Origin of the sequence: Paenibacillus sp. ClWae2A (assembly GCF_032452295.1) — a bacterium.
In the GTDB taxonomy this organism is placed as follows: Bacteria; Bacillota; Bacilli; order Paenibacillales; family Paenibacillaceae; genus Paenibacillus.
In genome coordinates this window covers 588,261-614,610 of record NZ_JAULSQ010000002.1, presented here as the reverse complement: position 1 = coordinate 614,610, position 26,350 = coordinate 588,261, and the positions used below count along the sequence as shown (strand labels likewise).

The following is a 26,350-nucleotide window of genomic DNA, read 5'->3' as shown; positions in this document are numbered from 1 at the left end:
TGTTTCTAATCGCTTGTCCTGTGATGATATTCTGGCTTAAGCGAAGAGGGAAACGGAACCGATAACTCACTGAACGGGAAGTGAACGAATGTATTATGTGAACAGAGAACAGATTGCCCGCCGGCTTGCTGCTGTACCGGAAGTAGCTGAAGGACTTCGTGGGGCAGCAGAGACTTGGGACGGCAGTCTCATGCTGGGGATGGTACAGGAACGTTGTCTTCACCTGGCGATCGAGATTGTTACCGATGTGGGAAGTTATCTGATTGACGGCTTCATCATGAGAGATGCAAGCAGTTATGATGATATTATTCAGATTAATTATGAAGAAAAGGTTTTTGATCATTCGACCTATGAGATATTGCGTCAGCTTGTCACGTTACGCAAGCCACTGGTGCAGGATTATTACAGTTGGGAGCGGTCTGAGCTTCATCCGCTTAGCGTAGAGCTGCCGAGTATACTTGAACATTTTACTACTCAGGTTAGCGCCTACGTGGAAAAAGAACTTGGTCCTTTCAATACGGCACAGGCCGAGGGACAGCGTAAGGAATGAGGGAAATCGCATGACAAATGAATCAAAAGAATTCAATGAAGTAAATACTGAAAGTATCGAAACAAATGAAACACCTTCCGGATTCCATCCGGTGTATATGGTTGAACTTTTGTTCCGGGAACGTCCAGAGGTGGATCGCCTGCGTTTGCAGGAAGCGATGATTCGCCATACAGGACAAGTCCGACTGGATGTGAAACAAGAGAGCGGAGGGCAAAAGCATGAGATGCTTGTCTTCTATCATCTGGACCACAAGGTTTCCTTTAAGGAAGGGGATATCCCTGCTCAGACTTGTATGCTTCCTGTGAATGAAATCGCAGATCGTTCTCGCTTTGGCGGTGCTCTGCAACAAGCATGGCATTGGCCGGAAGTGGGACAGGTTGTAGAAGCCTCGCGGTACTCCATCCGGATACATGATATGTTCACGGCTGCCATGCCTCGTAAACAGCGCCTGGAGCTGTTTCAGAAGACTGTACTGGCAATCATGGAAAGTTTGACCTGTGATGCGCTGTATTGGTATGGCAGTGATAAGCTGGTTGAACCGGAAGCATATACGCAAGCCCAGGAACGTGAGGAACATCTGTATGCAGCCATGAACGTTCGAATGTATCAAGCCGGAGGTACAGAGGAACAGCGCGGGTTGGTTATGGATACGGTAGGATTGTCTGCGCTGGGTGTACCTGATGTCCAGTGTCATTTCGTTGGTCTTGATCCCGATACGGTGGCTCAGACCTTACTGGGTGCAGCGTATTACATATTTGATCAGGGGGATGTTCTGCAAGATGGACAGACGCTGGGTTCTTCAGGTGGACGTCGCTGGCGTTGTGAACATCAGGCTGCATTGATTGCACCTGGACGATATGTGATTGATTTGGACCCGGGGGATGAACATGCCGCGGCTGATCTCGAGCCGGCTCGTCAGAACTGAATTAAGCCAAGTCATTTGCATCCATTCAAAAAGGGCGTTCAGATTATTTTTAACATCTGGAGTGTCAAGTCAAGCCTGTGCTGCTTATAATGCATCAACAGAGTAGGCATTCGCCCGGATGGCTGAGCGACAGACCGTTGCTTCTGATCCGGTACTTAAACAATAGTAAAGGGAGAGATGTGACGTGAAGGATTCTAACAAAAGTTTGTTGTGGGGAGCTCTTATTGGCTCCGTGGTTGGTTCAGTAACGGCATTATTGCTGGCACCGAAATCGGGACGTGAACTTCGTCAGGATATTACAGAAGGTGCTCGTCAGGTATCGGAGAAAGGTCAGGAACTGGCTGGTATCGTGGGAGAACAAAGTTCACAGATCGTATCCAAAGTTAAAGAGACCGCAGATGTCGTGATTCAGGATATTCAATCCTGGCGCAATTGCGCTGAAGGGAAAGAAATTCGCATATCGGCAGCCATTGTGGATAACGATATCGATAAAGCAGTTGATGAACCCGGAATTGACATCGTAGCGAAGCTTCCTGCGGATGAGTCCAAGGACGACAACTAAGCAAAGCTTGATAAGCAGGCTTTCCTCTATTTAGAGGAGAGCCTGCTTTGTTGCGTGTCCACACATAGATGGCGTAGCACGTGGATTTAATTTGAACCCTGCGATGAAATCGGGTAAGATGTAGGTACCTTTTTGCCGGAATGTTCATACGGTAGGAAGAAAGCTCTGAGAAACAATCGTTTTGAGAACCAATTCAATGAAGAAGGAAGCGGTGTGTTCGTGCAGCAAGCAATCGCTATATTAGACTCCGGTGTGGGGGGGTTGACCGTCGCCAAGGAAGTGATGCGTCAGCTCCCGCGGGAAAAGATCATTTATTTTGGGGATACTGCCCGGACACCGTACGGACCCCGTTCGTCCGAACAAGTAAAACAATTTACGGAACAAATCGTTGATTTCTTGATCCAATTCAATCCGAAGGTTATCGTTATCGCCTGTAACACAGCAACAGCAGCCGCGTTGGAGTATATCCGTGGCAAGGTGAATATGCCTGTCATTGGTGTTATACATCCGGGTGCGCGGGCCGCAATCACAGCGACACGTACAGGACGTATTGGTGTGATTGGTACCACGGGTACCATAGGTAGTGGGGCTTATACAACGGCACTCAAACAGTTGTCCCCCTATATTGATGTGGTCAGTCAGGCTTGCCCGGCGCTGGTGCCGTTGGTGGAACAAGGTGAATTTCGTTCCGAGCACACGACACATACGGTGGAACAATCATTGGGCGAGATCAAACAACAGCCAATCGATTGTCTTATTCTGGGTTGTACGCATTATCCTTTTCTCATGGACACGATTCAGGAAGTTATGGGGCAGGAAGTGAAGTTAATCAGTTCAGCAGATGAAACGGCACGTGAAATCAGTACGATTTTATATGATAAACGAAAGCTGGCCAGTGGGGATGAGACCCCGGTGCATCAATTTTTCTGCACTGGCGACCCACGCATGTTCCAGAATATCACCCGTCGATGGTTGGGAGAGCAGATCTCCAAGACCCCTGTTGTCTGGCAGGTTACGCAATTATCATAGTTATACTCAAAATATGCATGAATAAGACTTTTAATTAATGTATTTTGTTTGTGAGCTATCCCGGAACTGTGAAGTTCCGGGATTTTTTGTCGTCATTATGCACTAACAGGATATGAACATGATTCATGTCACATGACGGACAACCCGACCTGCATACATATGTTATAGACACGAAATTGGTCAGAACCGGACAGGAGACCTGTCTTTTCCTGTGGAAAGGAGAACAACATGGATCTGCAGTGGATTATCGTTCAGCGGGGAGATACGTTGCCGCGAATTGCGTCAGCACACCATATGACCAAAGAGTTACTTGCTGCACTGAACCCGGAAGTGTCTTCCCAACCATACTTGCTGGCAGGTCAGATGCTGCGTATTGTCCCTGGGACAGGTCGCAGATACGCTGTACCGCCCGGAGGAAGTGTAGGGGAGATTGCAGGGAGATTTGGTCTGGACGAAGAGGTGTTGCGCCAGGCCAATCCCGAAATTACCAACATAACCGACTGGGTTGGTCGTTGTATTCATATTCCAGCTTCGAGTGGAAAAACTATTGTGAAGATTCAGGGAGAGTATGGTTATCGAGAATTAATCAGGGATATAGACAAGTTGGAGAATCAATACCCGTTTATCGAGACGGGGTCCATTGGAACAAGTGTCATGGGAAAGTCGCTGCCTTATTTACGTATCGGGAAAGGGCCGAGACATATCCATGTTAACGCTTCTGTTCATGCGAATGAGTGGCTGACATCAGCAGTTCTGATGAAGTTTATCGAAGAGTATGCCGAGGCGTATAGTGCGCATAGGACATGGCATCAATACCAGACAGAACGCTGGATGCAAGAGACGACACTCTGGGCCGTGCCGATGGTTAATCCGGACGGGGTCGAACTGGTTCAGGAAGGTGTGGTTAATCAGCATCCACATGCACAGCAGTTGTTGGCCTGGAATGCCGACAGATCACATTTCACCCATTGGAAGGCTAACATCAGAGGGGTGGATCTGAATGATCAATTTCCAGCCCATTGGGATGAAGAGGCAGCGAGAAGAGGTGTAACCTCACCTGGTCCCAGGGATTATGCAGGGACAGCGCCATTGACAGAACCGGAGGCACAGGCACTTGCGCAGTGGACGCAGCAACACACATTCGATGCGGTTGTATCCCTGCATAGTCAGGGACAGGAGATCTATTGGAACTACCGTGATCTGGAACCCAGAGAGAGTGGACCGCTGTCGCGTAGACTCGCCAAAGCTTCAGGCTACAAGGCGGTGAAGCTCGGTGGCAGTGATGCCGGATACAAGGACTGGTTTATTCAAGATTTCGGTAGACCGGGCTTCACGGTGGAAGTTGGATTGGGTGTTAATCCGCTTCCCGTAGAACAGTTTGATGATATCTGTATCGAAGTAGGAATGTTGCTGGCTGAACTGTTATCCAATGGACAATGAGGCAAGACCCCGAATGATGAAGGTGTGAAACTTAATAGCAGATCATTCGTATAACAGGAACGGGCGCTATGAGCGACGTTCCGTTTTTATTATTTTTTATAATGGCATGTTGCGTCATTCGTTCTGAATGGTTTTGGAACGGGTAATGGTGGATGTGCCGTTTCGGCGACATATATAATGTTACGGAGGGATTCAAATGAAGTGGAGAAGACTGCTGTCGTTCAAACGATGGACACAAGTTTTCAAAAGGCTCCCCCGGCTGCTCCGGGCTCCGCAGATTCCTTTGGGAGAAAAGCTGTTGTTTATTATTCCAGCGCTGTTGTACTGGGTACTTCCTGACGTGATGCCGTTTATGCCCATCGATGATATCGGGGTCACTTTGATTCTGATGAACTGGTTTGTAAGCCGGGCAGAACGTAAATATCCTGTGCTTCAGGAGGGGGCGCCTTCTTAGTTTGTAGCCCAATGGATCATTTTAACATTGAATTCGCATCAATGTTATTGCGAAGAGCGGTAACTTTCTTTACAATAGATGCTGTAGTTTAAGAATGCTGAAATTGTTGAAACCAGCAATTACAATATAGGAGATGAAGAGAATGAACTGCAAAATTACGCGTAATGCTGCTAAAGTATTGAAGCTTGAATTGGACAAGCCGGAGAACGAAGGAAAAAAACTGCGCGTTGTCATTACACATGCACATGGTGACCATGCTCACTACGGGCTTGATCTCGACACACCTAAAGAAAATGATACGGTTGTATCTACGGATAAAGAGATTGATGTCATTCTCGCGAATGATCAGCCTTTGTTGAACGGTGTTAAAATTGACTACCTCTACTTCCCGGAAGAGGGATTTGTTATTACGAATCCGTCCCAAGGTAATCACGGCGACCACTAAGGGCGCGAAGAAGGGGAACTCATGGCTAACGATATCCGCGTATGCGAAAAGTGTAATCATGTCCGACTGAAATCGATTGTGCCCAAGTTGCAGAAAATGGCTCCAGACACGGAGATCAAGATTGGGTGCAAATCCTATTGCGGTCCTTGCGCGAAACGTGCGTTTGTCTTTATCAACGGTCGGTATATCAGTGCACCGACAGAAGAAGAAGTGCTCGCCAAAGTCGCAAAGTTCGTGAAGTAACAGGATATAACAAGGTGAGTGGAGAAAACTGTCCACACATCAGAAAGGAGGGGCTACGTGCCTCTCCTTTTTTGCGTTTGGATAATAGTGAGTGGCTGCTTCAAAATGCGGCATCCTCCATCATTTCAGTAATTTGGAAGGAATCTTCTCGAATTTCAATGGCGATGACGGTATTATCCTTTTTCAGAAAATGTACATGTCCGAGTCGTTTTTCCTCCAATTCGACCCAACCTGTATCCGCTAACTTCTGAAAATAATCCATTGGGGGGTATAGTCCTTGCTCACTCCCAATATGTTTCAGCTCATACTTAACGCCTTTTTTAAGGTTGGGATCATCGGAGTAAGTTATGTTTTCAATAAGCTTTGCATTGGTTGGAACAGGAATGTCTGGGTTCATGGATGACGCTGTATATCCTTCTATCTCGTATGTTGCAGGAGAGCAGCCTTGTATCCAAATGAGCAAGGGCAACATGCAAAGTGTCAGTATTATTTTCTTCAAATGAATTCCTCCTGATTCGGCATGATTATCTAATAAACGTAGCGTAATCAATTAATGTTACGATAAAAACACAAAAGAAGAATAAGGAAGGCTTGTGTTATCCATCCTAAAAGGGTAACAGGAACATGATAATCCCAAGGAGGAATACTCATGCCGAAGCGTTATGATTCCAGTTTGCAAGCCGATACCACCGTATCTCAGGCGCAAAATGCGGTGAACAAGCTTCATTATGCTGTATCTCAGGCCATGTCTCATCCGACGGCACAGACCATTGTACAGGCGGAACGTCGTCTGGCACACACGGAGCAGGCAATGCGACAAGCAGAGCTTTCACTCGGAGGGCAAGGTGTTGAGTTGGCAGAGGAAATGTTCATCGAGGAGAAGAGAAGATTGAATTCAATCCAGAGTCAGCACGGTCAAGGGGATTTATAACGTTCCTGTCACATCAGAACCCGCAGGGCAGTAATGCTTTGCGGGTTTTTCATATCTTTTGCAAAGACTCTCGATCATGGGTTTACTCCGACAGTATGTCGAATGGTCGCTTAAAATTCTGTGAGAAGGTTAATAGAACAAGAGCAGGCAAAATTCCATACGGGAGGTACAGAATGACAAAACATATTACAGATTGTACAATTCTGAACAACGGAGTAACGATGCCATGGCTAGGATTTGGAACATATAAAGCAAAAGGTAAGGAAGTACAACAGGCGGTCGAGACGGCTTTGGAGGTTGGATATCGAAGTATTGATACCGCGTCCATCTATGGCAATGAAGAAGAAGTGGGACAAGCTATTGCAAGCAGTGGTGTTGCCCGTAACGAACTGTTTGTGACGACCAAGCTCTGGAACGAGGATCAGGGATTTGATTCAACGTTAAGAGCATTTGAAGCCAGTCAGAAGGCACTTGGACTGAATGTGATTGATCTTTACTTAATTCACTGGCCTGGCAGAGACCAGTACAAGGAGACGTGGAGAGCATTCGAACGGCTATATAGCGAAGGAAGCATCCGTGCGATTGGTGTGAGTAACTTTCAAGTACATCATTTGCAAGATATCATAGATGAGGGCGGAACGGTGCCTGCGGTAAATCAGGTAGAGCTGCATCCGGGTCTGATCCAGCAGGAACTTCAGGATTTCTGCGGGGCGCAGGGAATTCAACTGGAGGCTTGGAGCCCGATCATGAAAGGCAAGCTGAACCAAGAGTCTACCCTCAAAGCGCTGGCCCAGAAATATGGGAAAACACCAGCACAGATCATTCTGCGCTGGGACATCCAGAATCAGATTGTGACGATTCCGAAGTCGGTTACCCCGGATCGTATTCGTGAGAATGCGGACATCTTTGACTTTGAATTGACACCGGATGAGTTGAAACAGATTGATGCACTGGATTCGGATAAGCGGACGGGTCCACATCCGGATCAACTGTTTTGGGATTGAGTGGGTGGCGCTAATTGAATATAAGTGTTTGATGATAAGTTAGTGGAGGTTCCGGTTACAGATCGTTCTTTCGATCGCTGTTGTCTCCAAATTTTTTTGATTCCTCTTTTCAGAGGATAAAATTTGGATACAAAGGCGCACGCTACGCTTCTTCAGAATCGATTCCGTCCCCTCCACAGTAACTGTTCATCAAACACAAGTATATACAATGAGCTTGAGTGGTGTGTAGCATATAAAAAAAGCAGCAGGATTGGGAAGTATCCCTGAATCCTGCTGCTTTTGTGTTATTTATTTGAATCGGATGGGGGAACTGCGCAACCGTCATCTGTGCAGATGCCACTGCCGTCTGCTTCTGTTGTGTTGGATTCAACCATGGTGAAAGGGGAACGATCGTCCCATGCTTTTTGAATGGCATCCAGGAACACCTCGTCAGGTTGAGCGCCAGATACGGCGAACTTGCGGTCGAATACGAAGAAAGGTACACCGCGGATACCAAGTTGCTCGCCTTCCGCTTGGTCAGCGCGGACATTGTCGGTGAATTGATCACTGGACAGCACTGCCGTAGCTGCATTTCGATCCAAGCCGACTTCCTCCGCTAACTGAGCCAACACTTCAGGGTCGCCGGAGTGTTTACCTTCAATAAACACAGCTTGGAATATCCGTTCACTCAGTTCAAGCGCTTTGCCTTGTGTATCTGCCCAGTGTGTCAAGCGGTGAGCTGAGAAGGAGTTCGTAGGGATCATGGCATCAATATTGTATTCCAGTCCTGCCGTACGAGCATTGGCATTCATCTGGGCATTCATACCTTTGGCCTGTTCCACGCTCATATTATATTTGGCAGCCAGATATTCCGAATTGGTTTTGCCTGGGTTCAATGCAGCGTTTGGATCAAGCTCGAAGCTTTTGAATTGCAGCTTCACTTCATCACGGTGTGGAAACTGTTGTAGTACATTCTCTAGGCGGCGTTTGCCGATATAACAGAATGGGCACAGAAAATCAGACCATATCTCAATATTCATTATGTGAAAACCTCCATCATCCGTATAGTTGAAACTGATATAGTTACAATTATAAAGCCACTTTCTATAATTCGCAAGGAGATTACTTTTTATCTCGATATGCTTTGGACCAATGATAAGGTTGAATCTCATCCAGTCTCTTGAAGACCAGTTGACCAGAAGGGTCGTATACGGCAGCTTTGACTTCTTCGCCCCAGTAAAATAATCGTTCCTGGCATACACCGCAAGGTGTAAGGACCTTAAATTCTGAATCCTCGTCATCACGAGCGATACAGAGGGAGTGGGTGACGCGTTCGTTCAATTTGTGGGCTTCCAGATAAGCCCCTGTTTCCATACATAGATGTGTGGCATCGTTGATGACCTCTGGCGCTACGCTAATCAGCAGGGAACCGGCTTCAGTATAGACGGCACCTGCGCCACCCCATCCCTGAGGATAACGTTGCTTCACAAATTCTGCGGCTGCATCGAACAATTTCTGTTCCATATTAAGTGGTTCAGTGTGTAATGTCATGTAATACAAGTTCCCCTTTTTAAATGCAAATACAAATTCAATTCATTTCGTGTATTGTTTAGTTTGTCATTACGATATTAATCATTGAGATGTTGCTGCTCCACTGTCTTCCTTTCGAAAGCGCTGAATCAAATCATAGGTAATTACGGTGTCCGAGACATGTAATCGCTTGGCTGCTTCATCATGACCTGGACGGCAAGCATTGATATCTGTTTTGTCACGTGTTGACAGGTCATAACAAGCGCCATTCTCGTAGATATAATCATCCGATGGAATATAGAATACAGAACCATCCGAAAATGCACCATTACGCAGCACAACTGTACGTGCAGACCCATCGTATACGTCGTTGCCCATATGATAATAGGACTGGTCGGACACGCCGAGCAGATGTAGCACGGATGGCGTGATGTCCAGTTGTCCCGAAGGTTCGGCGATGGTTCCGGCAGCTGCTCCGTCTGGTAAATGCACGAGCAGGGGAACCTCGTTCATGATCTGTGCCATATCCAGTTCGTTCAGCGAACGTCCCAGAAACTGTTCGTATTGTGATTGTTCCTTAATCGAGTTGTCGTGGTCTCCGTAGAACATAAAAATGGTATTTTCCCATAATCCCCGATTTTTCAGATCCTCCACCATCTTGCCGAGCGCCGAATCCACATAATGAACGGATTGCAGATAGTTTCCGAACATTGTTCCCTGGAACTCACCTACATCCAGCTGCTGTTTCTCTTTAGGCAGGGCATATGGATGGTGACTGCTGAGTGTAATGAGGAAGGAATAGAACGGTTCGGTCACATCACTACTCATTTTCTCAACGGATTGACGGAAAAAGGATTCATCAGACAGGGACCAGCCAAGCGGGTCATCCTGTGCAAAATCATTTTTACTATAAAACTTGTCGTACTTCATGTTCTGATACATCGTATACCGATTCCAGAAGCCACTCTCATAAGCGTGAAATACGTTGGTGCTGTACCCGTTATCCTTCAGAATGGAAGGAAGGGAATCATACGTATGGTCTGCATAGCGTACAAACGCTGATCCAACCGGAAGTGGATGTAGGGAAATGTTTGCTCCAAAATCGGCATCTGATGTTCTGCCCTGACCGGTCTGGTGGTAAAAGTGACTGTAATACTGACTTTCCTTCATTAGTTCATTAAAATGGGGTGTGATCTCCTGACCGCCAATGCTCTGACCAATCATGAAGTTCATAAAAGCCTCACCCTGAACAATGATGACGTTGCTGTCTTTATATTTGCCAAACAAGGCATCATTCTGCGGAGCAGTTCCTTGCCTTTCAGTGAAAAACGCTTTTGCTTGCTCAACATCAGCGGGTTCAGCCTGTGGCCCGGAGCCGATGTGGTCTTTGGCATAGTTGTACAGATCATAACCGTGAAAAGCGAGCAGTCCGGTCACATTGTACATGGATACATTCCACCAGTTGTTATCGAACAGGCCTTTGGCCCATGTTTTGCTATAAAAATAAATCGGGCCAACAGCGAGGCCAAGTCCCAGCACAAGGGCGATGCTGCCAGCCGTGAGACGACGGCGTAACCGTGCCTTGCCATCGTTATACGAATAACTCCCGTAACCATGAACAGACGTACTGGAGTGCTTCGAACGGTAACGTCTGCTGAACAGTACGATAGCTGCGAACGGAATGACGACAAGCCAGTCGGCAAAGAACCAGAGATCACTTGTGTAGATCAGTGTAGCGATGCTGTCCCCCAATGCGTCAACTTGTCTCGCCTGCAACAAAACCGGGATGGTCAAGAAATCCTGGAAATAGCGATAATACACCATATCGGCGTAGATTAGTGCGGTAAGCAGCAGGTTAAGCGCGGCGAGAGAAACGATCATGCCTCTACGTGGCAGCCACCAGGTCCAGAAGGACAGGAGTAGTAATGATCCAATGGCAATGACTTTATCCAGCAGTCCCATCGTAATGTTATAAGCGTGAAGATTGTGATGGAGCCACATGAGTTTGAGCAGCATGAGCACAAGAAAAATAAGATATAACGTTAGTGGATGATTTAGAAGCCCGCGTGGCATGGAGCTGCGCGTAGGCCGAGTGACAACCATATGTATGTCCCCCTTGCTTTTTGTTGTTTTGTAATCGGAATGTAAAATAGGGCTCCATCCATTATAGCGTGGCCTCAAGGGTTTTCAACTATGCCTCAGGAAGAATTGATTTCTGCGGAAGCGAAGACCGAAGTCGGTGAATTCATATGACCAGAAAAGCGCACAAAAAAAGCGCCCCGGCCATGGATGGCAGGAGCACTTTGTATTGGAAACAATTATGAAGATTGTGGTGTTTTATTTCGTGGAGGCAGTGGGCCCAAGTACTGATAGTACTGGGTTTCAATTCGTCCGTTGAACAACTTGCGACGTTTGTCTGCCTTATGGCCGAAATACTCCTCAAAAGCTTTGGTCGACGTGATTGCAAAAAAGGACCATGTTGGCATGTCGAGGTAACTGCGCCCTAATGAGCGGAGCAACTTCTGAACTTCTTTTTCTTCACTCAAACGTTCACCATATGGGGGATTGGTAATGATGACACCATATTCACCCTGTGGTCTTGCGCGATGAGCGGGCAGGACGCTGACTTCAATATCTTTGGCGAACCCAGCACTTTTGATCGCTGCCATAGCAACTTCAATCGCTTCAGGATCAATATCGCTACCGGAAATCTGTAACGGGACATCGTCACGTACAGCATCGAATGCTTCTTCGCGCGCCTGTTCCCACAATTCTTCAGGAATGACAGCCCAGTCCTCAGAGTTGAAGGTCCGACGAAGTCCTGGTGCAATGTTCCAGCCGATCATAGCGGCTTCGATCAGCATTGTGCCTGATCCACAGCACGGGTCATAGAATGGGCGGGATACATTCCAGCGGCTGAGCTGAATAAGAGCTGCAGCAAGTGTTTCTTTGAGTGGCGCTTCGGTGACGAGTTTACGATAACCCCGTTTATGCAGACCTGGTCCCGTCGTATCCAAAGTAAGCAGGGCACGATCGTTCAGCAGAATGACCTCAATCACATAGCGAGACCCATCCTCTGGGAACCACTCTGTGTCATAAGTCAGCTTCAGTTTCTCTACGATTGCTTTTTTCACGATCCCTTGTGATGCAGGCACACTGCTTAACTGGGATTTTTGAGAACGACCCTCTACAGGGAATTCGCCGTCGGCTGGAATCCACTCTTCCCAAGGCAGTGCTTTGGTGCCTTCAAACAATTCGTCGAATGTTGTTGCAGGGAATTCACCCATTTTCACCAATACACGATCCGAACTTCTCAGCCACAGGTTACAACGGCAAATATCAATATAATCTCCTGTAAAGAAGACCCGGCCGTTGTCGATCGTAACATCTTCATACCCCAGTTGCTTTAGTTCCCGGGCAACAACAGCCTCGAGTCCCATCGCCGAGGTTGCAATCAATTGCAATTGAGCCATGTGATTCATTTCAACTCCATTTCAAGCCGGAGAAGGGAAATCCTTCTCTCTGCTGTATAGTAACGGTGCGGCCTTGCCGCTTTCCGTGAAAAAACTTACAATGAGAAATGCGGTGAACGTATGCACTCCTCTTTCGAAGTGATGCATCAGTCAACCGCCTGTGTTGATAACAAACATTTATTATAGAACATTGGCATCCATATGGAAAGCAGTCCAAGTGTCCAAGGAGGATTTTAGTGGTGAATCTGACCCCTGATGAATATGTAAATCAATTATTTCAAGAGGATGATCTTTTGCTAAAAGTGAAAGAGGCCATCCGTTCGAACGGTATGCCTGAAGTTTCCGTTGCGGCGGCGTATGGACGTCTGCTCACGTTTCTGGCCAAGACATCCAAAGCGGAAGCTGCGCTCGAAATCGGTGTGCTGGGCGGTTACAGCGGGATCTGCATTGCACGCGGTTTGCGTGAGAATGGAACCCTGACTTCGCTGGAACTGAAAGAGGAATATGCCGCAATGGCGCGTGGTCATCTGGAAGAAGGCGGTTTTGGCGAAAAGGTGGAATATCGCATTGGCCCGGCGGCAGACAGCCTGGAGCAATTGGAGCAGGAAGGTCGCACATTCGATTTCTTCTTTATTGACGCAGATAAGGAGAATTATCCGGTATATCTTGACTATGCCATTAAGCTGGCCCGGCCAGGTGCTGTCATTGTAGGTGATAATTGTTTCCTGCGTGGTCGTACGCTGAATCCGGACAAGCAGGGCCCGGCCGTGCTTGCTGTTCGTCGCTTCAATGAACAGATGGCAAGTGACCCGCGTCTTGTGACGACGATGTTGCCCGATTACGATGGGCTGGTACTTGCCTGGGTGAAGTGAAGATCCCCTAATGATAAAACTCCGACGGAACACGATCTCACGCTCTTATGTTTGTGAGGGGGGCGTGATTCTGTACGGAGTTTTCTTAGTGTAAAAAATATTGATTGTTGAGAATGAGTTTTTATTGAAGTTTATCTAAAAATGAATTGATTTTTTAGCGAAGGAGAGATCATAACTAACTTCCAGATAATTTTATGGTAATATTATATATAAGAAGTTATAAATTTCTATATATGGAGGTGTTAAATTGAGACCTTTATTCATTTTTCTTTCTTTGCTTCTGATCTCGGGTTTCGTATTTCATTTTCTTAACGTATACACGCCCTTTTTAATACTGCCAGTTTATATTTTACATATTGCAACCCTAGTTTTCTTTGTTGTTTATCTGTTCAGGTTTTATTTAACTAAAAAAATAATCATAAAATCTGAAAACACACAAAGAAAGAGACGACACACCTTGAAGCACAGGGAGTGTCGTCTCTTTCTTTGTATTTACAGATATCGTTGTAGTAGTTTTATTTATACTTCAGGTGTTCCGTACGTTTCAAACCATTTTTTGATGGTGTCAAAATCATCACTGAAGGACAAACCCAGCATCAATAATACACGAGCTTGTTGTGGACTGAGGTTGTCGCCTGCAATGATACCTTTGCCGCCGCCATACACACTTCCTGAACCCGTCCGAGTGGTGGTCACAAAGATGACACCTTCTTCAATGGCTTTGGTACGAGCTTGTCCCATAGCTCTGGAGATACCGCCAGCTCCGGTACCGGAAGTCACAATTCCTTTGGCACCGCTGCTCACGAATCCTTCAATGGCTCCGCCGCCAGCTTCCTGATACGAGATCGCAATTTCTACTTTGGCCAGATCTGCCTTTGTGATTTTACTTAGATCAAATACGGGCTTCGCTGTGCCTTCAGGTTTCAAGGCACGTGCAGGAGCGCGGTAGATTCGAATGTTTTCTTCATCAATATATCCTACAGCGCCGAGCATCGGCGTTTCAAACGTATCTGTCCGATAATCATTTGTCTTGGTTACACCACGAGCAAGCTGTATTGTGTCATTCAACATGAGTACTGTGCCAAATGAAGTGGTACGACCACTACCTGCAAGTTTGATTGCGTTGTACAGATTGGCTTGAGCGTCAGAGCCGATGACGGTCCACGGACGCATGGAGCCTGTGATCACGACGGGTTTGTCACTTTGAACAGTCATATCGAGGAAATAAGCGATTTCCTCCATTGTATCTGTACCTGTGGTAACGACAACACTGTCATACATTGCCAGAGCTTTGTCTACCGTCTGCGACAAGTCATAGAGGTCGGCCATGCTATAGGAACCTGAACCTGAGTTTCCGAATTGGAGCGTGCTAACATCAGCAATCTTCTGTTTATCCGGTAAGGCGTCTACCATCTCTCCAATGGGAAGTGTACCTGCCTTGTAATTCTGGAAGCTGGTGGCATCCTCGGATTGACCGGCAATCGTTCCGCCAGTTCCGATCACCAATACATTAGGAAGTGCAGATTGTTTGGAAGAGTCTGGTATTGCAGGGATGGAAGTATTGCGAGCCGGAGTAGTTGTTGCTGTCTGAACAGCGCCTGTTGTGCCTTTCACCTCTACCGTAGCTGCGTGCGCAGCGTAGGTTCCAATAGGGGACAACGAGATGGTTAGTGCTGTTAAAGCTGCGGTACTCCATACGGCCCAGGGACGAAGATTTGATGTTTTTCTCATGAATAGCACTCTCCTTCAAGTAAGTGTGATGTTAAGTTTGTTAAGAAGAATATGTATACCATTTCAAATTGATTGTATTTCATGTTAAGTAATATAACAAACTTAGATGAGGGTAGAGTAATCGTTTACATTCATAGATAATGAGAGTAAAGTGATTGTTTATAAGGAATTATGAAAGATTATTCATTTTAGTAGAGATAGAAACAAGCTGTTTTTAGTAGTTTTGAAGAAAAATAAGTCCCTATAATGTTAGTTAATATTACATAATGAGTCTTTTGTCCTGATAAAACGAAGTATTCTAATAAAAAATTGTCGAATTGGGACTCATATCAGAAGTAGGTAACAGAATGAGAGGATGATAGTAACGCATATTAGGTAATGGGGCTCAATTACGGTCTAAAGATTGGTTTCGTTATAGAGTTATGTTTATAATAGGGGTGATCAACATATGTAAATAAATATATAATATTGATTGGAGGAGAAACGATGAAACAGGCACCGAGAAAGTATGCAAATTACATTCCGATTCGGGAACTGGAGACTTTGGAAGAGAGGTTATCTCCCTTCAAGGTGTATGCAGAACTTCGTGATAACACTCCAGTCCGATATGATGAGCATCGAGAATGTTGGGATGTTTTCGGTTACGAAGATGTGAAGTACGTTCTGAAAAATCCGAAACTGTTCTCTTCTGCACGTGATCGTGCCAATACGAGCATGTTGACGACAGACCCTCCCAAACACAAACAGCTGCGTGATCTGGTGAACCAGGCGTTTACACCCAAGGCAATTGAAGCGTTGGCTCCCCGTATTCAGGAAATCACAGATGAGTTAATTGCTCCACATCTGTCAGAAGGACATATGGAACTTATTGATGATCTTGCAACACCATTGCCCGTCATTGTGATTGCGGAATTGATCGGAGTCCCTGCGGCGGATCGTCAAAAATTCAAAGACTGGTCTGATGTATTGGTGAAAGGCGCGCGTGATGATAGTGAACAGGCCTTTCAGGAGTTACTGGAGGAGAAGAAAAGAAATATGCAGGAGCTGCATATCTATTTCACTGACATTATGGAAGAACGTCGGTTGCAGCCAGAGGATGATCTGATCTCGTTATTGCTTGCTGCGGAGATTGATGGTGAGAAGTTGACTGCAGATGAGGTGGTGGGCTTCTGTATTCTCTTGCTTGCGGCCGGTAATGAAACAACAACCAACCTGATTACCAATGCGGTTCGTATTCTGTCTGAACAACCCAAACTGCAACAGGAGTTGCGCGAACATCCTGAACGGATTACTTCTGCGATTGAAGAGACGCTTAGATATTATCCGCCAATTGTTGCGATTGGGCGGGTCGCCAAGGAAACTGTAGAGTTGAATGGTCAGACGATTCAAGCTGGAGAGCAAGTGATTTCCTGGGTTGGAGCAGCCAATCGGGACAGTGCCCAATTTGAAGACCCGGAAGAGTTCATCTCTGATCGCAAGCCGAACAGGCATATGGGATTTGGTTTTGGCATTCATTTTTGTCTGGGTGCACCACTCGCTCGTTTGGAGGCAAGGGTAGTTCTTCATACATTGCTTCAGCACATGGGAAACATCCAGCTTGTGCCGGGAACGGCTCTGCAACCGATACAAAGTGCCTTTGTGTTTGGTGTGAAGCATTATCCGATACAATACAATCTAATAAATAAATAATGAATGGCACATGAATGACAGAAGCCGCTCTCAGGCCAATTAGGCGCTGGAAGCGGCTTTTTCTGATAAAACGTTTATATCGACTAGTTAAAAAATGGATAGGGACTCAGGATTGCCGAATAGAAGCAGGTTTGTTATACAATTTGAATCTGACCCAAACCATATTAAGCAGCAGTAGTCCGCCAGAGACGATAAACAGACCTTCGATCCCGATGAATCCTGCCATGAAACCTCCAATGATCGCTCCAAGCATGTTGCCCAGCGCCAGAGTACTCGTATTAAAACTGAATGCACGGCTGATCATGCTATCGGACGTATAGGAACGGATCAAGGCATTAACGCTTGGAAGCAGGCCACCCATGAACACACCCATCATGAATCGAACAAGAATGAGCTGCCACACGGTCTGAACAAATGCCTGCGGAATAAGCATGAGTCCTGTTCCTATGAGGGAGAACGTCAGCACCTTGTGAGGACCAATTCGGTCACTCAGCTTGCCGAGAATCGGAGACATCGCCATATTGGATAGTCCCGTAACTGCACCGACAAGTCCTGCCCAGAAGGCCACATTTACATCCGAACCATGCAATTTTTGTACATACAACGGCAAGAGTGACATGGGGCTAATCATCGCAAACTGCAATAGAAACGTCACAGCAAACAGTGCAGGTAGTTGAGGTGACTTGTTCAGCTCCTTCAGACCGGACAATACGGATTGTGCCGGTAGTTTAGCTGCTTCTTGACGGTCAAATTTCTCTCTCACCAGGAACATGGCGAGCATGGAAGCAACAAAGATCAGTCCACCTGTAATATAGAAAATGGGGCGGAAGCCTACCGCATCCGCTAACAAGCCACCAATGAGTGGGCCCAGAATTGTGCCGGCAACCTGCCCGGACTGACTGATTCCCATGGCAAAACCCATGCGGTCTTTCGGGGTGGTACCCGATATCAGCGCAACAGCCGCTGGATTGAAACCGGAGATTGTACCGTTAAGCAAACGCAATAAGAGAAGCTGCCAGGGATTCTGCGCCAGACCCATAAGGGCAATTACGATGGCCATCCCGAATCCCGAACGCAGCAGCATAACTTTTCGACCATACTTATCTGATAACTTGCCCCAGAGTGGTTGGAACAAAAATGAGGTGAGGAAATTGGCTGCAAAAATAAATCCGGCCCAAATGCCAATTTCATGTTCGCCAACAACGCCAAGATCTCTTGCGAGATAAAGAGACAAAAATGGGGTAATCATGGTCATGCCCGAATTGACCAAAAATTGTCCAAACCAAAGCACAATGAGGTTTACTTTCCACGTTTTCAAAGTGCTTTCACTTCCTTTCAAAGATATTTCTGTAATTCTCAAAAAAACACCATTCTTTCATTATAACATAATTGGCATATGGGGGATGGGTGTAAGGAATGTCATAGTATTGTCACGTAGAACGCATCTGCATGTGGTTGTTACGGCTGTTTAAAAAGGGCATAATGGTAATTATGAGTCCAAAAACTATTGGAGGCTTCTTACATGAGCTATAATGATCGACTGATTCGGGCAAGTTTCAAACAACAGGTAGACCGTGTCCCGGTATGGTACATGCGTCAAGCTGGACGTTACGATCCTGAATATCGCAAAATTAAAGAAAAGTACTCCTTGCTAGAAATCTGCAAACAACCCGAGCTGGCGGCTGAAGTTACACTCATGCCGGTACGCAAACTTGGTGTAGATGCGGCTATTTTGTATTCCGATATTATGAATCCGGTTGCCTCTCTGGGCATTGATTTTGACATTGTAAAAAATATTGGTCCAGTTATTGATAATCCTATTCGGTCTGCTGCAGATGTGGATCGGCTGCGTCCCATCGACGTAGAAGGAGATCTGTCACATATTCTGGAAACCATCCGAATTCTGGATAAGGAGCTTGATGTGCCTCTTATTACGTTTGCGGGCGCACCATTCACGATTGCGAGTTATCTGATTGAAGGCCGACCTTCAAAAGGTTATATCCGTACCAAAACGATGATGTACAGCGAGCCTGAGGTGTGGCATAAGCTGATGCAGAAGCTTGGTGATATGGTTATTACATATGTCCGTGCGCATATTGCGAATGGCGGTAAGGCATTCCAGTTGTTTGACAGCTGGGTTGGAGCACTTTCTCCCAAAGACTTCAGAACATATGTGTTGCCTACGATTACCCGTATCTTTACCGAATTATCGGATTTGAATGTACCGAAGATTTATTTCCCTGGTGTTGCATCCGGTGAGTTGTTGCCAGCACTGTATAATCTGCAAGCCGATGTGATTGGACTCGACTGGAGAGTATCCATTTCGGAAGGGCGTCAACGTCTTGGTGGCAAATTTGCAGTACAGGGTAACCTGGACCCATATGTGCTGACTGCCCCGATGGAACTGATTAAGGAGCAAGCCAAAGTGATTATTGACGAAGGAATCAAGGAGCCGGGTTATATTTTCAACCTCGGACACGGATTATTTCCTGAAGCATCGCTAGAGAAGCTCAGAGAACTAACGGCGTATATTCATGAATATTCTGCCGAAGCAATGAAGACTGGGGTGACGGTAACCAATGACTAATACTGTAGGTGTACTGGTGATGTCGTATGGCACACCTGAAAATATGGAGAGTGTTGAAGCGTACTACACACATATCCGCAGAGGACGTCCGCCTGAACCGGAGCAATTGAAGGAACTGACGGATCGTTATGAAGCCATTGTTGGCGGTGTTTTCCCACTTCGGGAGAACACAGACAATCAGGTCAAGGCCCTACAGGAGACGTTAAACCGCGATGAGCGTGGCACTGATGTGGAATTCCGTTGTTATCAAGGACTGAAGCATGCCTATCCGTTTATTGAGGACGGCGTGGAACAGATGGCGAAGGATGGAATTCAGACAGCGATTGGTATTGTACTGGCTCCTCATTTCTCCACGATGAGTGTAGGCAGTTATATCAAACGTGCGCGTGAAAAAGCAGAAGAGCTGGGCGTTCATATGACCTTTATTGAGAGTTATCATCTGCATCCGAAGTTAATTCAGGCGTTGTCCACACGTGTCAGTGCCAAATTGGATGCGTTTGAGGAAGCTGGAGCAAAACGCGGAGATGTGAAGGTGTTGTTCAGTGCTCACAGCCTGCCGGCACGTATTGTGGAAATGGGTGATCCATACCCTCAACAATTGCTGGAGACTTCGGAAGTGATTGCCTCTCGTGTAGGCATAACCAATTGGCAATTTACGTGGCAGAGTGCCGGACGAACAGCTGAGCCTTGGCTCGGGCCGGATATTCTGGATACGTTACAGGAGCTTTCTCGTGAACAAGTAGAGGATGTACTTGTGGCACCAATCGGGTTTGTCTCGGACCATCTCGAAGTGCTCTATGATCTCGATATTGAGGCCAAATCGATTGCCAAAGAGATCGACATGCGCCTGATGCGTATTGATTCTCTCAATAGCGATCCTCTATACATGGAGACGTTAAGCGACGTTATTATAAGCCAATGGCAGCAAGGGTCGGATGAGTAATGGGTGATAAGAAACGCCGTGTTGTTGTCGTCGGCGGTGGCCTTACCGGCCTCAGCGCGGCATTTTATATCCGAAAGCATTACCGGGAAGCGGGAGTTGAACCTGTGATTACTTTGGTCGAGAAAAGCTCGTCCATGGGAGGCATGATTGAGACACTGCACCGGGATGGATTTGTGATTGAAAAAGGGCCCGATTCTTTCCTGGCTCGCAAAACAGCAATGATTGACCTGGCTAAAGAATTGGAGATTGATCATGAGCTGGTCAGTCAGAATCCGGAGTCGAAGAAAACGTATATCATGCAGCGTGGTAAGCTTCATCCTATGCCAGCAGGGCTTGTTCTCGGTATCCCGACAGAACTAAAACCGTTCCTGAGAAGTGGTCTGGTCTCTCCGGCAGGCAAACTGCGGGCGTTGATGGATTTTGTCATCCCGCCGCGTCGTACAACAGAGGATGAATCGCTCGGTTATATGATTGAACGCCGTCTTGGAGCAGAAGTGCTGGAGAACTTGACGGAACCACTGCTCGCGGGAATCTATGCAGGTGACATGCGGCGATTAAGCCTCCAGGCTACTTTCCCGCAGTTCGGAGAAGTAGAACGCGATTACGGCAGCTTGATCCGGGGCATGATGACAGGTCGCAAACCCGCTGAGACGCATACCGGAACAAAACGAAGTGCTTTTTTGAACTTTCGTCAGGGACTTCAGAGCCTTGTTCATGCACTCGTCCATGAGTTGCAGGATGTGGATCAACGTCTGAACACCGCGGTGAAGTCGCTGCAACGTCTTGATGGAGCGCAGACCAGATACCGTGTTGAACTGGGTAATGGCGAAATGCTTGAAGCTGATGATGTAGTGGTTACTGTGCCTACGTATGTCGCGTCGGAACTGTTGAAACCTCACGTGGACACAGCGGCCCTGGATGCAATTAACTATGTATCTGTAGCCAATGTAGTGCTCGCTTTTGAGAAAAAAGAGGTGGAGCATGTATTCGACGGATCGGGTTTCCTTGTTCCGCGGAAAGAGGGTCGAAATATTACCGCTTGCACGTGGACATCGACGAAATGGCTGCATACCAGTCCGGATGATAAAGTACTGCTTCGCTGTTATGTTGGTCGCTCTGGTGACGAACAGAACGTAGAGCTTCCGGATGAAGCGCTCACGGATCTGGTTCTCAAGGATCTTAGAGAGACAATGGGGATCGAAGCAGTGCCGATCTTCTCCGAGATTACTAGGCTTCGTAAATCCATGCCACAGTATCCGGTGGGACACCTCCAACATATTGCAGCCCTTCGTGAGGAGCTTGGTAGCAAGTTACCTGGTGTGTACATTGCAGGTGCAGGTTATGAGGGCGTAGGTTTGCCTGATTGCATCAGACAAGCAAAAGAGATGTCTGTCCAGGCTACACAAGAGCTTGCAGCAGATTAAGTACAGCAAGAGAGCTGTCTCAAACGTAGAATTATCTACTGGAGAGATGGCTTTTTTTATATGAAAATATGGAAGCTAACCGAGTTCGTACCCTTTCAATCGATACAGTTCCAAGGAATGATGGAAATCCAGAATATGCCTGATATAATGGTATGTATGGCTGTGAAGAAGAAGAGGAGTTGCTTATGTATCCCCCAAGATCAGAGCGAAGTGTAAAGAAGAAAATTAGTAAACGCACCCGCAATACAATCACAATCATCTGGACCGTTAATATTGTATTGATCATGGCAATTGGTCTGGTGGGCATTTTTTATGTCATGAATAACCGTCAGCAACAGGCAGACCAGCCGGTGAAGCAAGAAATTGTTGATCAGGATCAGCCTTCCATTGGAGACGATGCCAAAGGTGGGGATCAAGTAAGTGCTCCTGACTCGGAGTCCGATGAGACTCCGGAAGAAGAACCCGAAGTTACGGATGAAGAGACAACAGCGGATGCAGATAAGACATCCGGAGTAGCGACACCTGATACTTCAGGCAATACCAACAGTGGTAAAGCCGAATCTGGAACTAAAAAACCTGCGGCGGATTCGACACCGTCCGGCACCAAGGGAAATGCAGGTGTAGATACCGAATCAGGGACGTCGAAACCTTCCAATTCAGCGAAGGATGTCACGATTAACTTTGTTGGCGATATCCAGTTTTCAGGCAAAGTTGCTGAGCTGCTGGATAAGAACGGTTATGACTATCCCTTTGCCAAACTAGGCAGATTATTCAAGGATGATGATCTTACCATCGGCAACCTGGAGACACCGATAACCCTGGGTGGTACTGGTGCGGCTAACAAAACATATGTATACAAATCTTCGCCCAAAGCATTGGCGGCAATGGCCTCTGCGGGTTTTGATGCTGTCAATTTGGCTAACAATCATATTCTGGATCAGGGCGTAGAAGGTCTGGTAGATACGTTAACCTATCTCAAGGAATATGGTATAGCTCATACCGGGGCTGGCATGAACAGGGATGAAGCCTATGCACCAGCATATCTGGAACGCAAAGGCATGAAGATTGCATTGCTTGGGTTCTCCCGCGTTGTACCGGAAACGAGTTGGAAGGCGGAAGGTAATCGGGCTGGCGTGGCTGAAGCCTATGATTCCACAGGGGCAGTGCAAGCGATCCAGGATGCCCGTAAGAAGGCTGATCTGGTGATCGTGGTTGCACACTGGGGAGAGGAACGTGTAAGTACTCCAAACAGTGACCAGACCCGATTGGCTCATGAGTTTGTAGATGCTGGCGCAGATCTGGTCATAGGTGGTCATCCTCATGTGTTGCAAGGGTTGGAGTACTATAAGGGAAAGTGGATTGCATACAGTACGGGAAATTTCATTTTCTCCAGATCAACAACCGAAGAGACATGGAAAACGGCGGTATTTCAGGCTCGTTGTAGTCGCGATGCAGCTTGTAGCATGAAAGTCATCCCTTATGAGGCCGGGCTTGGTCAGGCCATTCCGATGATCGATGAGGCGAACAAACTGCTGTTGGAACAGATGGCAAAGCTCTCCCCGGGCATTCGATATGATGGGAATGGAGTCGCTTCACCTAATTAAAAACCTTTTTGTGGAGGGAATCGAATGAACAACCTTTGTGTAGCACACCGTGGATTTTCTTCTATTGCACCAGAGAATACGATGTCTGCATTCCTGATGGCCATGGAACGGCCTGAAGTTCAGTGGATGGAGCTGGATGTGCAGTTGTCGCGTGATGGTGTGCCAGTGGTCATTCATGATTTTACAGTGGATCGCACGACGAATGGCAAGGGCCTGGTTCGGGAAACCGATTGGACTGATCTGCAACGTCTGGATGCCGGAGCATGGAAAAACAAGTCTTACAAAGGCGAACGGATTCCGGCGCTAAGTGAATTGTTAGATCGCTCGTGCGGCAGAGTACGTTTGAACATTGAACTGAAAACGCAGGGAGACATGTACCCGGGTCTGCCTGCGGCTGTTATACATGAAGTGAGAAAAAGACATATGCAAAATGATGTTGTGATCACCTCATTTGAACCAACCGCTCTGATCGAAGTGAAGAAACTTGCACCGGAGATCCAGACGGGGCTGATTATCGATGCACGACCAGGTGACCTGTTAACCGCGCTGCGGCAGATGAATTGTACATTCCTCTCGATTGGATACACCAATGTAGACAAATCCTTAATGAACGAGATGCGGAGTGCAGGCATTCGGGTGATGGCTTGGACAGTGGATGACAAGACCATTATGAAGAAACTGGCGGCGGTTGATCCTGAACTCATGTTATGTACGAACCGTCCTGACGTATGGGAGCTGGCATTTCAGGAGACGAGCAGCCGATTTTTCAGACCCTAACTTTCCTATATGCACTATTCAATCCGATAAAGGTGGTAATATACCCATGTTAACTAACATTCGCAATGTATACTGTGTAGGACGCAATTATAAACTTCATGCGGAAGAATTGGGTAACGCGGTTCCGGATGAACCAATGATCTTTATGAAACCTTCTCATGCAGTCGTGCCCCTGAATGGTGAAATGCTTGAATTGCCTGCTACCAAGGGTGAAGTTCACTATGAAGCTGAATTGGTCGTGCAAATCGGCCGGAGTTATGAGCCAGGTATGGCGGTAGATGAGCTGGTGGATGCGTATGCGTTTGGTATTGATTTTACGTTACGTGACGTACAGACCGTGATTAAGAAAAAAGGCCACCCGTGGACAGCGGCCAAAGGGTTCAGAAATTCCGCTCCGGTTACTGCATTTCAGGCATTCCCGGGTGCGGCAGCATTACTGGAGAAAGACTTTACATTGACCAAAAATGGTGAGGAAGTCCAGCGTGGTAACATTCGTAACATGATCTTCAGTTTACAGGATATTGTGGAGTATGTAGGTCACCATTACGGCCTGGGGCCGGGAGATGTCATTTTTACAGGAACACCCGAAGGTGTTGGACCAACACAAGCAGGAGATGTGCTCGAACTGGCATGGGACGGCGAATCCTTGGGTGCCTGCACGATTGGGTCAGCGCAATAAGGATTACACATCACACCTGCTTGAGATGAATAGAGTACAAGAAAGGGGCGTGCATACGCTCCTTTTTGCTGTGTTATCGTGGATATATATTTATATCTTCATCGAACGGATACGCTACTAATTTACGCCAAACTGTATGCTGTATTTGCGCTCTGTGTGACCAACTCTTCCAGTTCAGCTTGTTGTGCAGCATGTTGCTCTGAACTGATACTTCCACTTGCGAGCCGTTCATCCAACTGCTCTCTGAGCTGTCTTACTTGTATAGCAATGACCTCATCCAAGTCCCCGTTATTTTCTTCCGTAATTGTCCTCAGTGATTTCCCGTTGTACAGTTCCTGATACAGATCCGCTTCTGAAGGCTGATTGAGAGCGCTGAGCAGCTCGTCACTGCTACCCTCACGAGTGTCCAAGTCAACGATGGACCATTTAGCAGTAGGTATGGGAGAGATGGCGGATTGGCCCCATGCTGTTCCGGCAAAGGACATGGTGACAATCATTGTGCCTATAATAATGACTCTTTTCATATTCATATGGATATTCCTCATTTCTGTAGTTGAGTACGAACTGAATCGTAGCTTGTCGTAGATGTAGTTGTTGATGTTTCGATCTGAGAATAGTGTAAACGGGAAACCTGAAGTGAAACTTAAAACAGGATAAGTAATTTCAACCTAGCGTAGAATGACGCAAAAAGAAAAGATCACTAACGAAATTCATACTTGACAGGTTGGGTTAGTTGGTTATATGATAATCTCAATTATTTTAATACTCATTAAATGAACAGTGAACTAATTTGAACTGAAAACTGCATTGAGCTGATTGGACCACCAAAGGCTCCCGGGACTACTCCTCTAAGGAATGTCCTCGGGGGCCTTTTTTCGTATCTTTATTGAAGCTTCAAACGATCAAGGAGGTTATGAAATGAGCGATAGAGACTGGGAAGCGTTGGAGCGGACGGATTGGTTATTTCGCAAAATGGTCAGACGATTTGTCAAAGAGCGGGATCGCATCTCTGTAGAAGGTATCAGCCTGCCAGGCATGCTTATCCTGCACAAGATCATTCGTGAGGGAGAACAGCGACTTGGGGATTTGGCAGAACAATTGGACTTTACATCGGGTGCCATTACAGCTCTGACCGATAAGTTGGAGAAAAAGGGACTCACCATCCGCAGACGAAAGGAAGACGATCGCCGGACGGTTTTACTGGACATCACATCCAGCGGGCGGGAGATGTATGCGAGAAACAGCAATATCGGTGCCCGATGTATCACGCTTCTGTTTGAGGGTTTTACGACGGAGGAACTGGAGCAGCAAAGTCAATTCTACGAGCGGGTAGTAGCGAATCTGGAGGGATTCTCGGACACGGTGCTGGAATTGGCAGAGAACAACGGGATACAAGAACAGGATCGGTCCTCCACAAGTGACCTTGAGCAGAAGCACCGGGACAATACCGGGAAGAAGAGTAACTATCTCAGTTATTGA

Annotated in this window: 27 protein-coding genes; 19 read left to right on the top strand and 8 right to left on the bottom strand. The window is 46.8% G+C overall.

Annotated elements, in window-relative coordinates; genetic code table 11:
- The first annotated feature begins 88 nt into the window (after window positions 1-88).
- From QVE09_RS08800 to QVE09_RS08765, 8 genes are all read left to right on the top strand, one after another.
- Window positions 89-550, top strand: a complete 462-nt coding sequence (locus QVE09_RS08800) for a DUF86 domain-containing protein (protein ID WP_315936503.1) — start codon at window positions 89-91, stop codon at window positions 548-550.
- A gap of 10 nt (window positions 551-560) precedes the next feature.
- Window positions 561-1,475 carry a DUF4261 domain-containing protein gene (locus QVE09_RS08795; RefSeq protein ID WP_315936502.1) on the top strand — a complete coding sequence of 305 codons (915 nt, stop codon included), beginning with the start codon at window positions 561-563 and terminating at the stop codon, window positions 1,473-1,475.
- Between the two features lie 184 nt (window positions 1,476-1,659).
- Window positions 1,660-2,037 (top strand): YtxH domain-containing protein, encoded by a 378-nt coding sequence (locus QVE09_RS08790; RefSeq protein WP_091032288.1) that lies wholly within the window; start codon window positions 1,660-1,662, stop codon window positions 2,035-2,037.
- A gap of 219 nt (window positions 2,038-2,256) precedes the next feature.
- A complete protein-coding gene (gene racE, locus QVE09_RS08785) occupies window positions 2,257-3,066 on the top strand; it encodes a glutamate racemase (RefSeq protein ID WP_315936501.1) in 810 nt (269 codons plus the stop codon).
- 228 nt (window positions 3,067-3,294) lie between these two features.
- Window positions 3,295-4,506 (top strand): M14 family metallopeptidase, encoded by a 1,212-nt coding sequence (locus QVE09_RS08780; RefSeq protein ID WP_397387020.1) that lies wholly within the window; start codon window positions 3,295-3,297, stop codon window positions 4,504-4,506.
- 196 nt (window positions 4,507-4,702) lie between these two features.
- Window positions 4,703-4,960 carry a hypothetical protein gene (locus QVE09_RS08775; RefSeq protein WP_017689423.1) on the top strand — a complete coding sequence of 86 codons (258 nt, stop codon included), beginning with the start codon at window positions 4,703-4,705 and terminating at the stop codon, window positions 4,958-4,960.
- A 142-nt stretch (window positions 4,961-5,102) separates the two neighbouring features.
- A complete protein-coding gene (locus QVE09_RS08770; protein ID WP_036670085.1) occupies window positions 5,103-5,405 on the top strand; it encodes a heme biosynthesis protein HemY in 303 nt (100 codons plus the stop codon).
- 21 nt (window positions 5,406-5,426) lie between these two features.
- On the top strand, window positions 5,427-5,648 hold the full coding sequence (locus tag QVE09_RS08765) for a YuzB family protein (protein WP_017689421.1): 222 nt from the start codon (window positions 5,427-5,429) through the stop codon (window positions 5,646-5,648).
- Window positions 5,649-5,748: 100 nt separating this feature from the next.
- On the opposite strand, the gene QVE09_RS08760 is transcribed toward QVE09_RS08765, so the two are convergent.
- Window positions 5,749-6,147, bottom strand: a complete 399-nt coding sequence (locus QVE09_RS08760) for a hypothetical protein (protein ID WP_315936500.1) — start codon at window positions 6,145-6,147, stop codon at window positions 5,749-5,751.
- 150 nt (window positions 6,148-6,297) lie between these two features.
- On the opposite strand from QVE09_RS08760, the gene QVE09_RS08755 reads away from it, so the two are divergent.
- The gene (locus QVE09_RS08755; protein ID WP_036609724.1) at window positions 6,298-6,579 is read left to right on the top strand and encodes a hypothetical protein; all 282 of its coding nucleotides are present in this window, start codon (window positions 6,298-6,300) and stop codon (window positions 6,577-6,579) included.
- 173 nt (window positions 6,580-6,752) lie between these two features.
- The gene (locus tag QVE09_RS08750; protein WP_315936499.1) at window positions 6,753-7,583 is read left to right on the top strand and encodes an aldo/keto reductase; all 831 of its coding nucleotides are present in this window, start codon (window positions 6,753-6,755) and stop codon (window positions 7,581-7,583) included.
- A 284-nt stretch (window positions 7,584-7,867) separates the two neighbouring features.
- Here QVE09_RS08750 and QVE09_RS08745 read toward each other — a convergent pair whose 3' ends face one another.
- The 4 genes from QVE09_RS08745 to QVE09_RS08730 all read right to left on the bottom strand — a co-directional run bounded on the left by QVE09_RS08745 (window position 7,868) and on the right by QVE09_RS08730 (window position 12,565).
- Complete coding sequence (locus QVE09_RS08745; protein ID WP_315936498.1) at window positions 7,868-8,602, bottom strand: DsbA family oxidoreductase; 735 nt, start codon at window positions 8,600-8,602, stop codon at window positions 7,868-7,870.
- 82 nt (window positions 8,603-8,684) lie between these two features.
- Window positions 8,685-9,113, bottom strand: a complete 429-nt coding sequence (locus tag QVE09_RS08740) for a cytidine deaminase (protein ID WP_315936497.1) — start codon at window positions 9,111-9,113, stop codon at window positions 8,685-8,687.
- A gap of 81 nt (window positions 9,114-9,194) precedes the next feature.
- Complete coding sequence (locus QVE09_RS08735) at window positions 9,195-11,195, bottom strand: LTA synthase family protein (protein WP_315936496.1); 2,001 nt, start codon at window positions 11,193-11,195, stop codon at window positions 9,195-9,197.
- 215 nt (window positions 11,196-11,410) lie between these two features.
- Window positions 11,411-12,565, bottom strand: coding sequence for a THUMP domain-containing class I SAM-dependent RNA methyltransferase (locus QVE09_RS08730; RefSeq protein ID WP_036609715.1), 1,155 nt, complete (start codon window positions 12,563-12,565; stop codon window positions 11,411-11,413).
- Window positions 12,566-12,804: 239 nt separating this feature from the next.
- On the opposite strand from QVE09_RS08730, the gene QVE09_RS08725 reads away from it, so the two are divergent.
- A complete protein-coding gene (locus tag QVE09_RS08725; RefSeq protein WP_036610944.1) occupies window positions 12,805-13,437 on the top strand; it encodes an O-methyltransferase in 633 nt (210 codons plus the stop codon).
- A 519-nt stretch (window positions 13,438-13,956) separates the two neighbouring features.
- On the opposite strand, the gene QVE09_RS08720 is transcribed toward QVE09_RS08725, so the two are convergent.
- The gene (locus QVE09_RS08720) at window positions 13,957-15,168 is read right to left on the bottom strand and encodes an asparaginase (RefSeq protein ID WP_315936495.1); all 1,212 of its coding nucleotides are present in this window, start codon (window positions 15,166-15,168) and stop codon (window positions 13,957-13,959) included.
- A 486-nt stretch (window positions 15,169-15,654) separates the two neighbouring features.
- On the opposite strand from QVE09_RS08720, the gene QVE09_RS08715 reads away from it, so the two are divergent.
- Window positions 15,655-16,857 (top strand): cytochrome P450, encoded by a 1,203-nt coding sequence (locus QVE09_RS08715; RefSeq protein WP_315936494.1) that lies wholly within the window; start codon window positions 15,655-15,657, stop codon window positions 16,855-16,857.
- Window positions 16,858-16,963: 106 nt separating this feature from the next.
- Here QVE09_RS08715 and QVE09_RS08710 read toward each other — a convergent pair whose 3' ends face one another.
- Window positions 16,964-18,175 carry an MFS transporter gene (locus tag QVE09_RS08710; RefSeq protein WP_315936493.1) on the bottom strand — a complete coding sequence of 404 codons (1,212 nt, stop codon included), beginning with the start codon at window positions 18,173-18,175 and terminating at the stop codon, window positions 16,964-16,966.
- Window positions 18,176-18,379: 204 nt separating this feature from the next.
- On the opposite strand from QVE09_RS08710, the gene hemE reads away from it, so the two are divergent.
- The 6 genes from hemE to QVE09_RS08680 all read left to right on the top strand — a co-directional run bounded on the left by hemE (window position 18,380) and on the right by QVE09_RS08680 (window position 24,871).
- The gene (gene hemE / locus QVE09_RS08705; RefSeq protein WP_315936492.1) at window positions 18,380-19,444 is read left to right on the top strand and encodes a uroporphyrinogen decarboxylase; all 1,065 of its coding nucleotides are present in this window, start codon (window positions 18,380-18,382) and stop codon (window positions 19,442-19,444) included.
- Complete coding sequence (gene hemH, locus QVE09_RS08700; protein WP_315936491.1) at window positions 19,437-20,387, top strand: ferrochelatase; 951 nt, start codon at window positions 19,437-19,439, stop codon at window positions 20,385-20,387. The genes hemE and hemH overlap by 8 nt, the downstream gene beginning before the upstream one ends.
- Complete coding sequence (gene hemY / locus QVE09_RS08695) at window positions 20,387-21,811, top strand: protoporphyrinogen oxidase (RefSeq protein WP_315936490.1); 1,425 nt, start codon at window positions 20,387-20,389, stop codon at window positions 21,809-21,811. The genes hemH and hemY overlap by 1 nt, the downstream gene beginning before the upstream one ends.
- Window positions 21,812-21,996: 185 nt before the next feature.
- Window positions 21,997-23,415, top strand: coding sequence for a CapA family protein (locus QVE09_RS08690; protein ID WP_315936489.1), 1,419 nt, complete (start codon window positions 21,997-21,999; stop codon window positions 23,413-23,415).
- 24 nt (window positions 23,416-23,439) lie between these two features.
- Entirely contained in the window at window positions 23,440-24,192 is a 753-nt protein-coding gene (locus QVE09_RS08685) for a glycerophosphodiester phosphodiesterase (protein WP_315936488.1), read from the top strand.
- Window positions 24,193-24,238: 46 nt separating this feature from the next.
- Window positions 24,239-24,871, top strand: a complete 633-nt coding sequence (locus QVE09_RS08680) for a fumarylacetoacetate hydrolase family protein (RefSeq protein ID WP_315936487.1) — start codon at window positions 24,239-24,241, stop codon at window positions 24,869-24,871.
- 122 nt (window positions 24,872-24,993) lie between these two features.
- Here the strand turns inward: QVE09_RS08680 and QVE09_RS08675 are convergent, their stop codons facing one another.
- Window positions 24,994-25,401: a hypothetical protein gene (locus tag QVE09_RS08675; protein ID WP_315936486.1), complete on the bottom strand. Its 408-nt coding sequence runs from the start codon at window positions 25,399-25,401 to the stop codon at window positions 24,994-24,996.
- Between the two features lie 388 nt (window positions 25,402-25,789).
- On the opposite strand from QVE09_RS08675, the gene QVE09_RS08670 reads away from it, so the two are divergent.
- Window positions 25,790-26,350 carry a MarR family winged helix-turn-helix transcriptional regulator gene (locus tag QVE09_RS08670; protein WP_315936485.1) on the top strand — a complete coding sequence of 187 codons (561 nt, stop codon included), beginning with the start codon at window positions 25,790-25,792 and terminating at the stop codon, window positions 26,348-26,350.

Coding starts and splice junctions, on each gene's coding strand:
- QVE09_RS08735 (WP_315936496.1), bottom strand. CDS start 11,195: ATGGTTGTCACTCGGCCTACGCGCAGCTCCATGCCACGCGGGCTTCTA.
- QVE09_RS08775 (WP_017689423.1), top strand. CDS start 4,703: ATGAAGTGGAGAAGACTGCTGTCGTTCAAACGATGGACACAAGTTTTC.
- QVE09_RS08770 (WP_036670085.1), top strand. CDS start 5,103: ATGAACTGCAAAATTACGCGTAATGCTGCTAAAGTATTGAAGCTTGAA.
- QVE09_RS08720 (WP_315936495.1), bottom strand. CDS start 15,168: ATGAGAAAAACATCAAATCTTCGTCCCTGGGCCGTATGGAGTACCGCA.
- QVE09_RS08675 (WP_315936486.1), bottom strand. CDS start 25,401: ATGAATATGAAAAGAGTCATTATTATAGGCACAATGATTGTCACCATG.
- QVE09_RS08755 (WP_036609724.1), top strand. CDS start 6,298: ATGCCGAAGCGTTATGATTCCAGTTTGCAAGCCGATACCACCGTATCT.
- QVE09_RS08670 (WP_315936485.1), top strand. CDS start 25,790: ATGAGCGATAGAGACTGGGAAGCGTTGGAGCGGACGGATTGGTTATTT.
- hemH (WP_315936491.1), top strand. CDS start 19,437: ATGACTAATACTGTAGGTGTACTGGTGATGTCGTATGGCACACCTGAA.
- QVE09_RS08685 (WP_315936488.1), top strand. CDS start 23,440: ATGAACAACCTTTGTGTAGCACACCGTGGATTTTCTTCTATTGCACCA.
- QVE09_RS08745 (WP_315936498.1), bottom strand. CDS start 8,602: ATGAATATTGAGATATGGTCTGATTTTCTGTGCCCATTCTGTTATATC.
- QVE09_RS08800 (WP_315936503.1), top strand. CDS start 89: ATGTATTATGTGAACAGAGAACAGATTGCCCGCCGGCTTGCTGCTGTA.
- QVE09_RS08780 (WP_397387020.1), top strand. CDS start 3,295: ATGGATCTGCAGTGGATTATCGTTCAGCGGGGAGATACGTTGCCGCGA.
- QVE09_RS08750 (WP_315936499.1), top strand. CDS start 6,753: ATGACAAAACATATTACAGATTGTACAATTCTGAACAACGGAGTAACG.
- QVE09_RS08690 (WP_315936489.1), top strand. CDS start 21,997: ATGTATCCCCCAAGATCAGAGCGAAGTGTAAAGAAGAAAATTAGTAAA.
- QVE09_RS08730 (WP_036609715.1), bottom strand. CDS start 12,565: ATGGCTCAATTGCAATTGATTGCAACCTCGGCGATGGGACTCGAGGCT.
- QVE09_RS08680 (WP_315936487.1), top strand. CDS start 24,239: ATGTTAACTAACATTCGCAATGTATACTGTGTAGGACGCAATTATAAA.
- hemY (WP_315936490.1), top strand. CDS start 20,387: ATGGGTGATAAGAAACGCCGTGTTGTTGTCGTCGGCGGTGGCCTTACC.
- QVE09_RS08740 (WP_315936497.1), bottom strand. CDS start 9,113: ATGACATTACACACTGAACCACTTAATATGGAACAGAAATTGTTCGAT.
- hemE (WP_315936492.1), top strand. CDS start 18,380: ATGAGCTATAATGATCGACTGATTCGGGCAAGTTTCAAACAACAGGTA.
- QVE09_RS08765 (WP_017689421.1), top strand. CDS start 5,427: ATGGCTAACGATATCCGCGTATGCGAAAAGTGTAATCATGTCCGACTG.
- QVE09_RS08715 (WP_315936494.1), top strand. CDS start 15,655: ATGAAACAGGCACCGAGAAAGTATGCAAATTACATTCCGATTCGGGAA.
- QVE09_RS08795 (WP_315936502.1), top strand. CDS start 561: ATGACAAATGAATCAAAAGAATTCAATGAAGTAAATACTGAAAGTATC.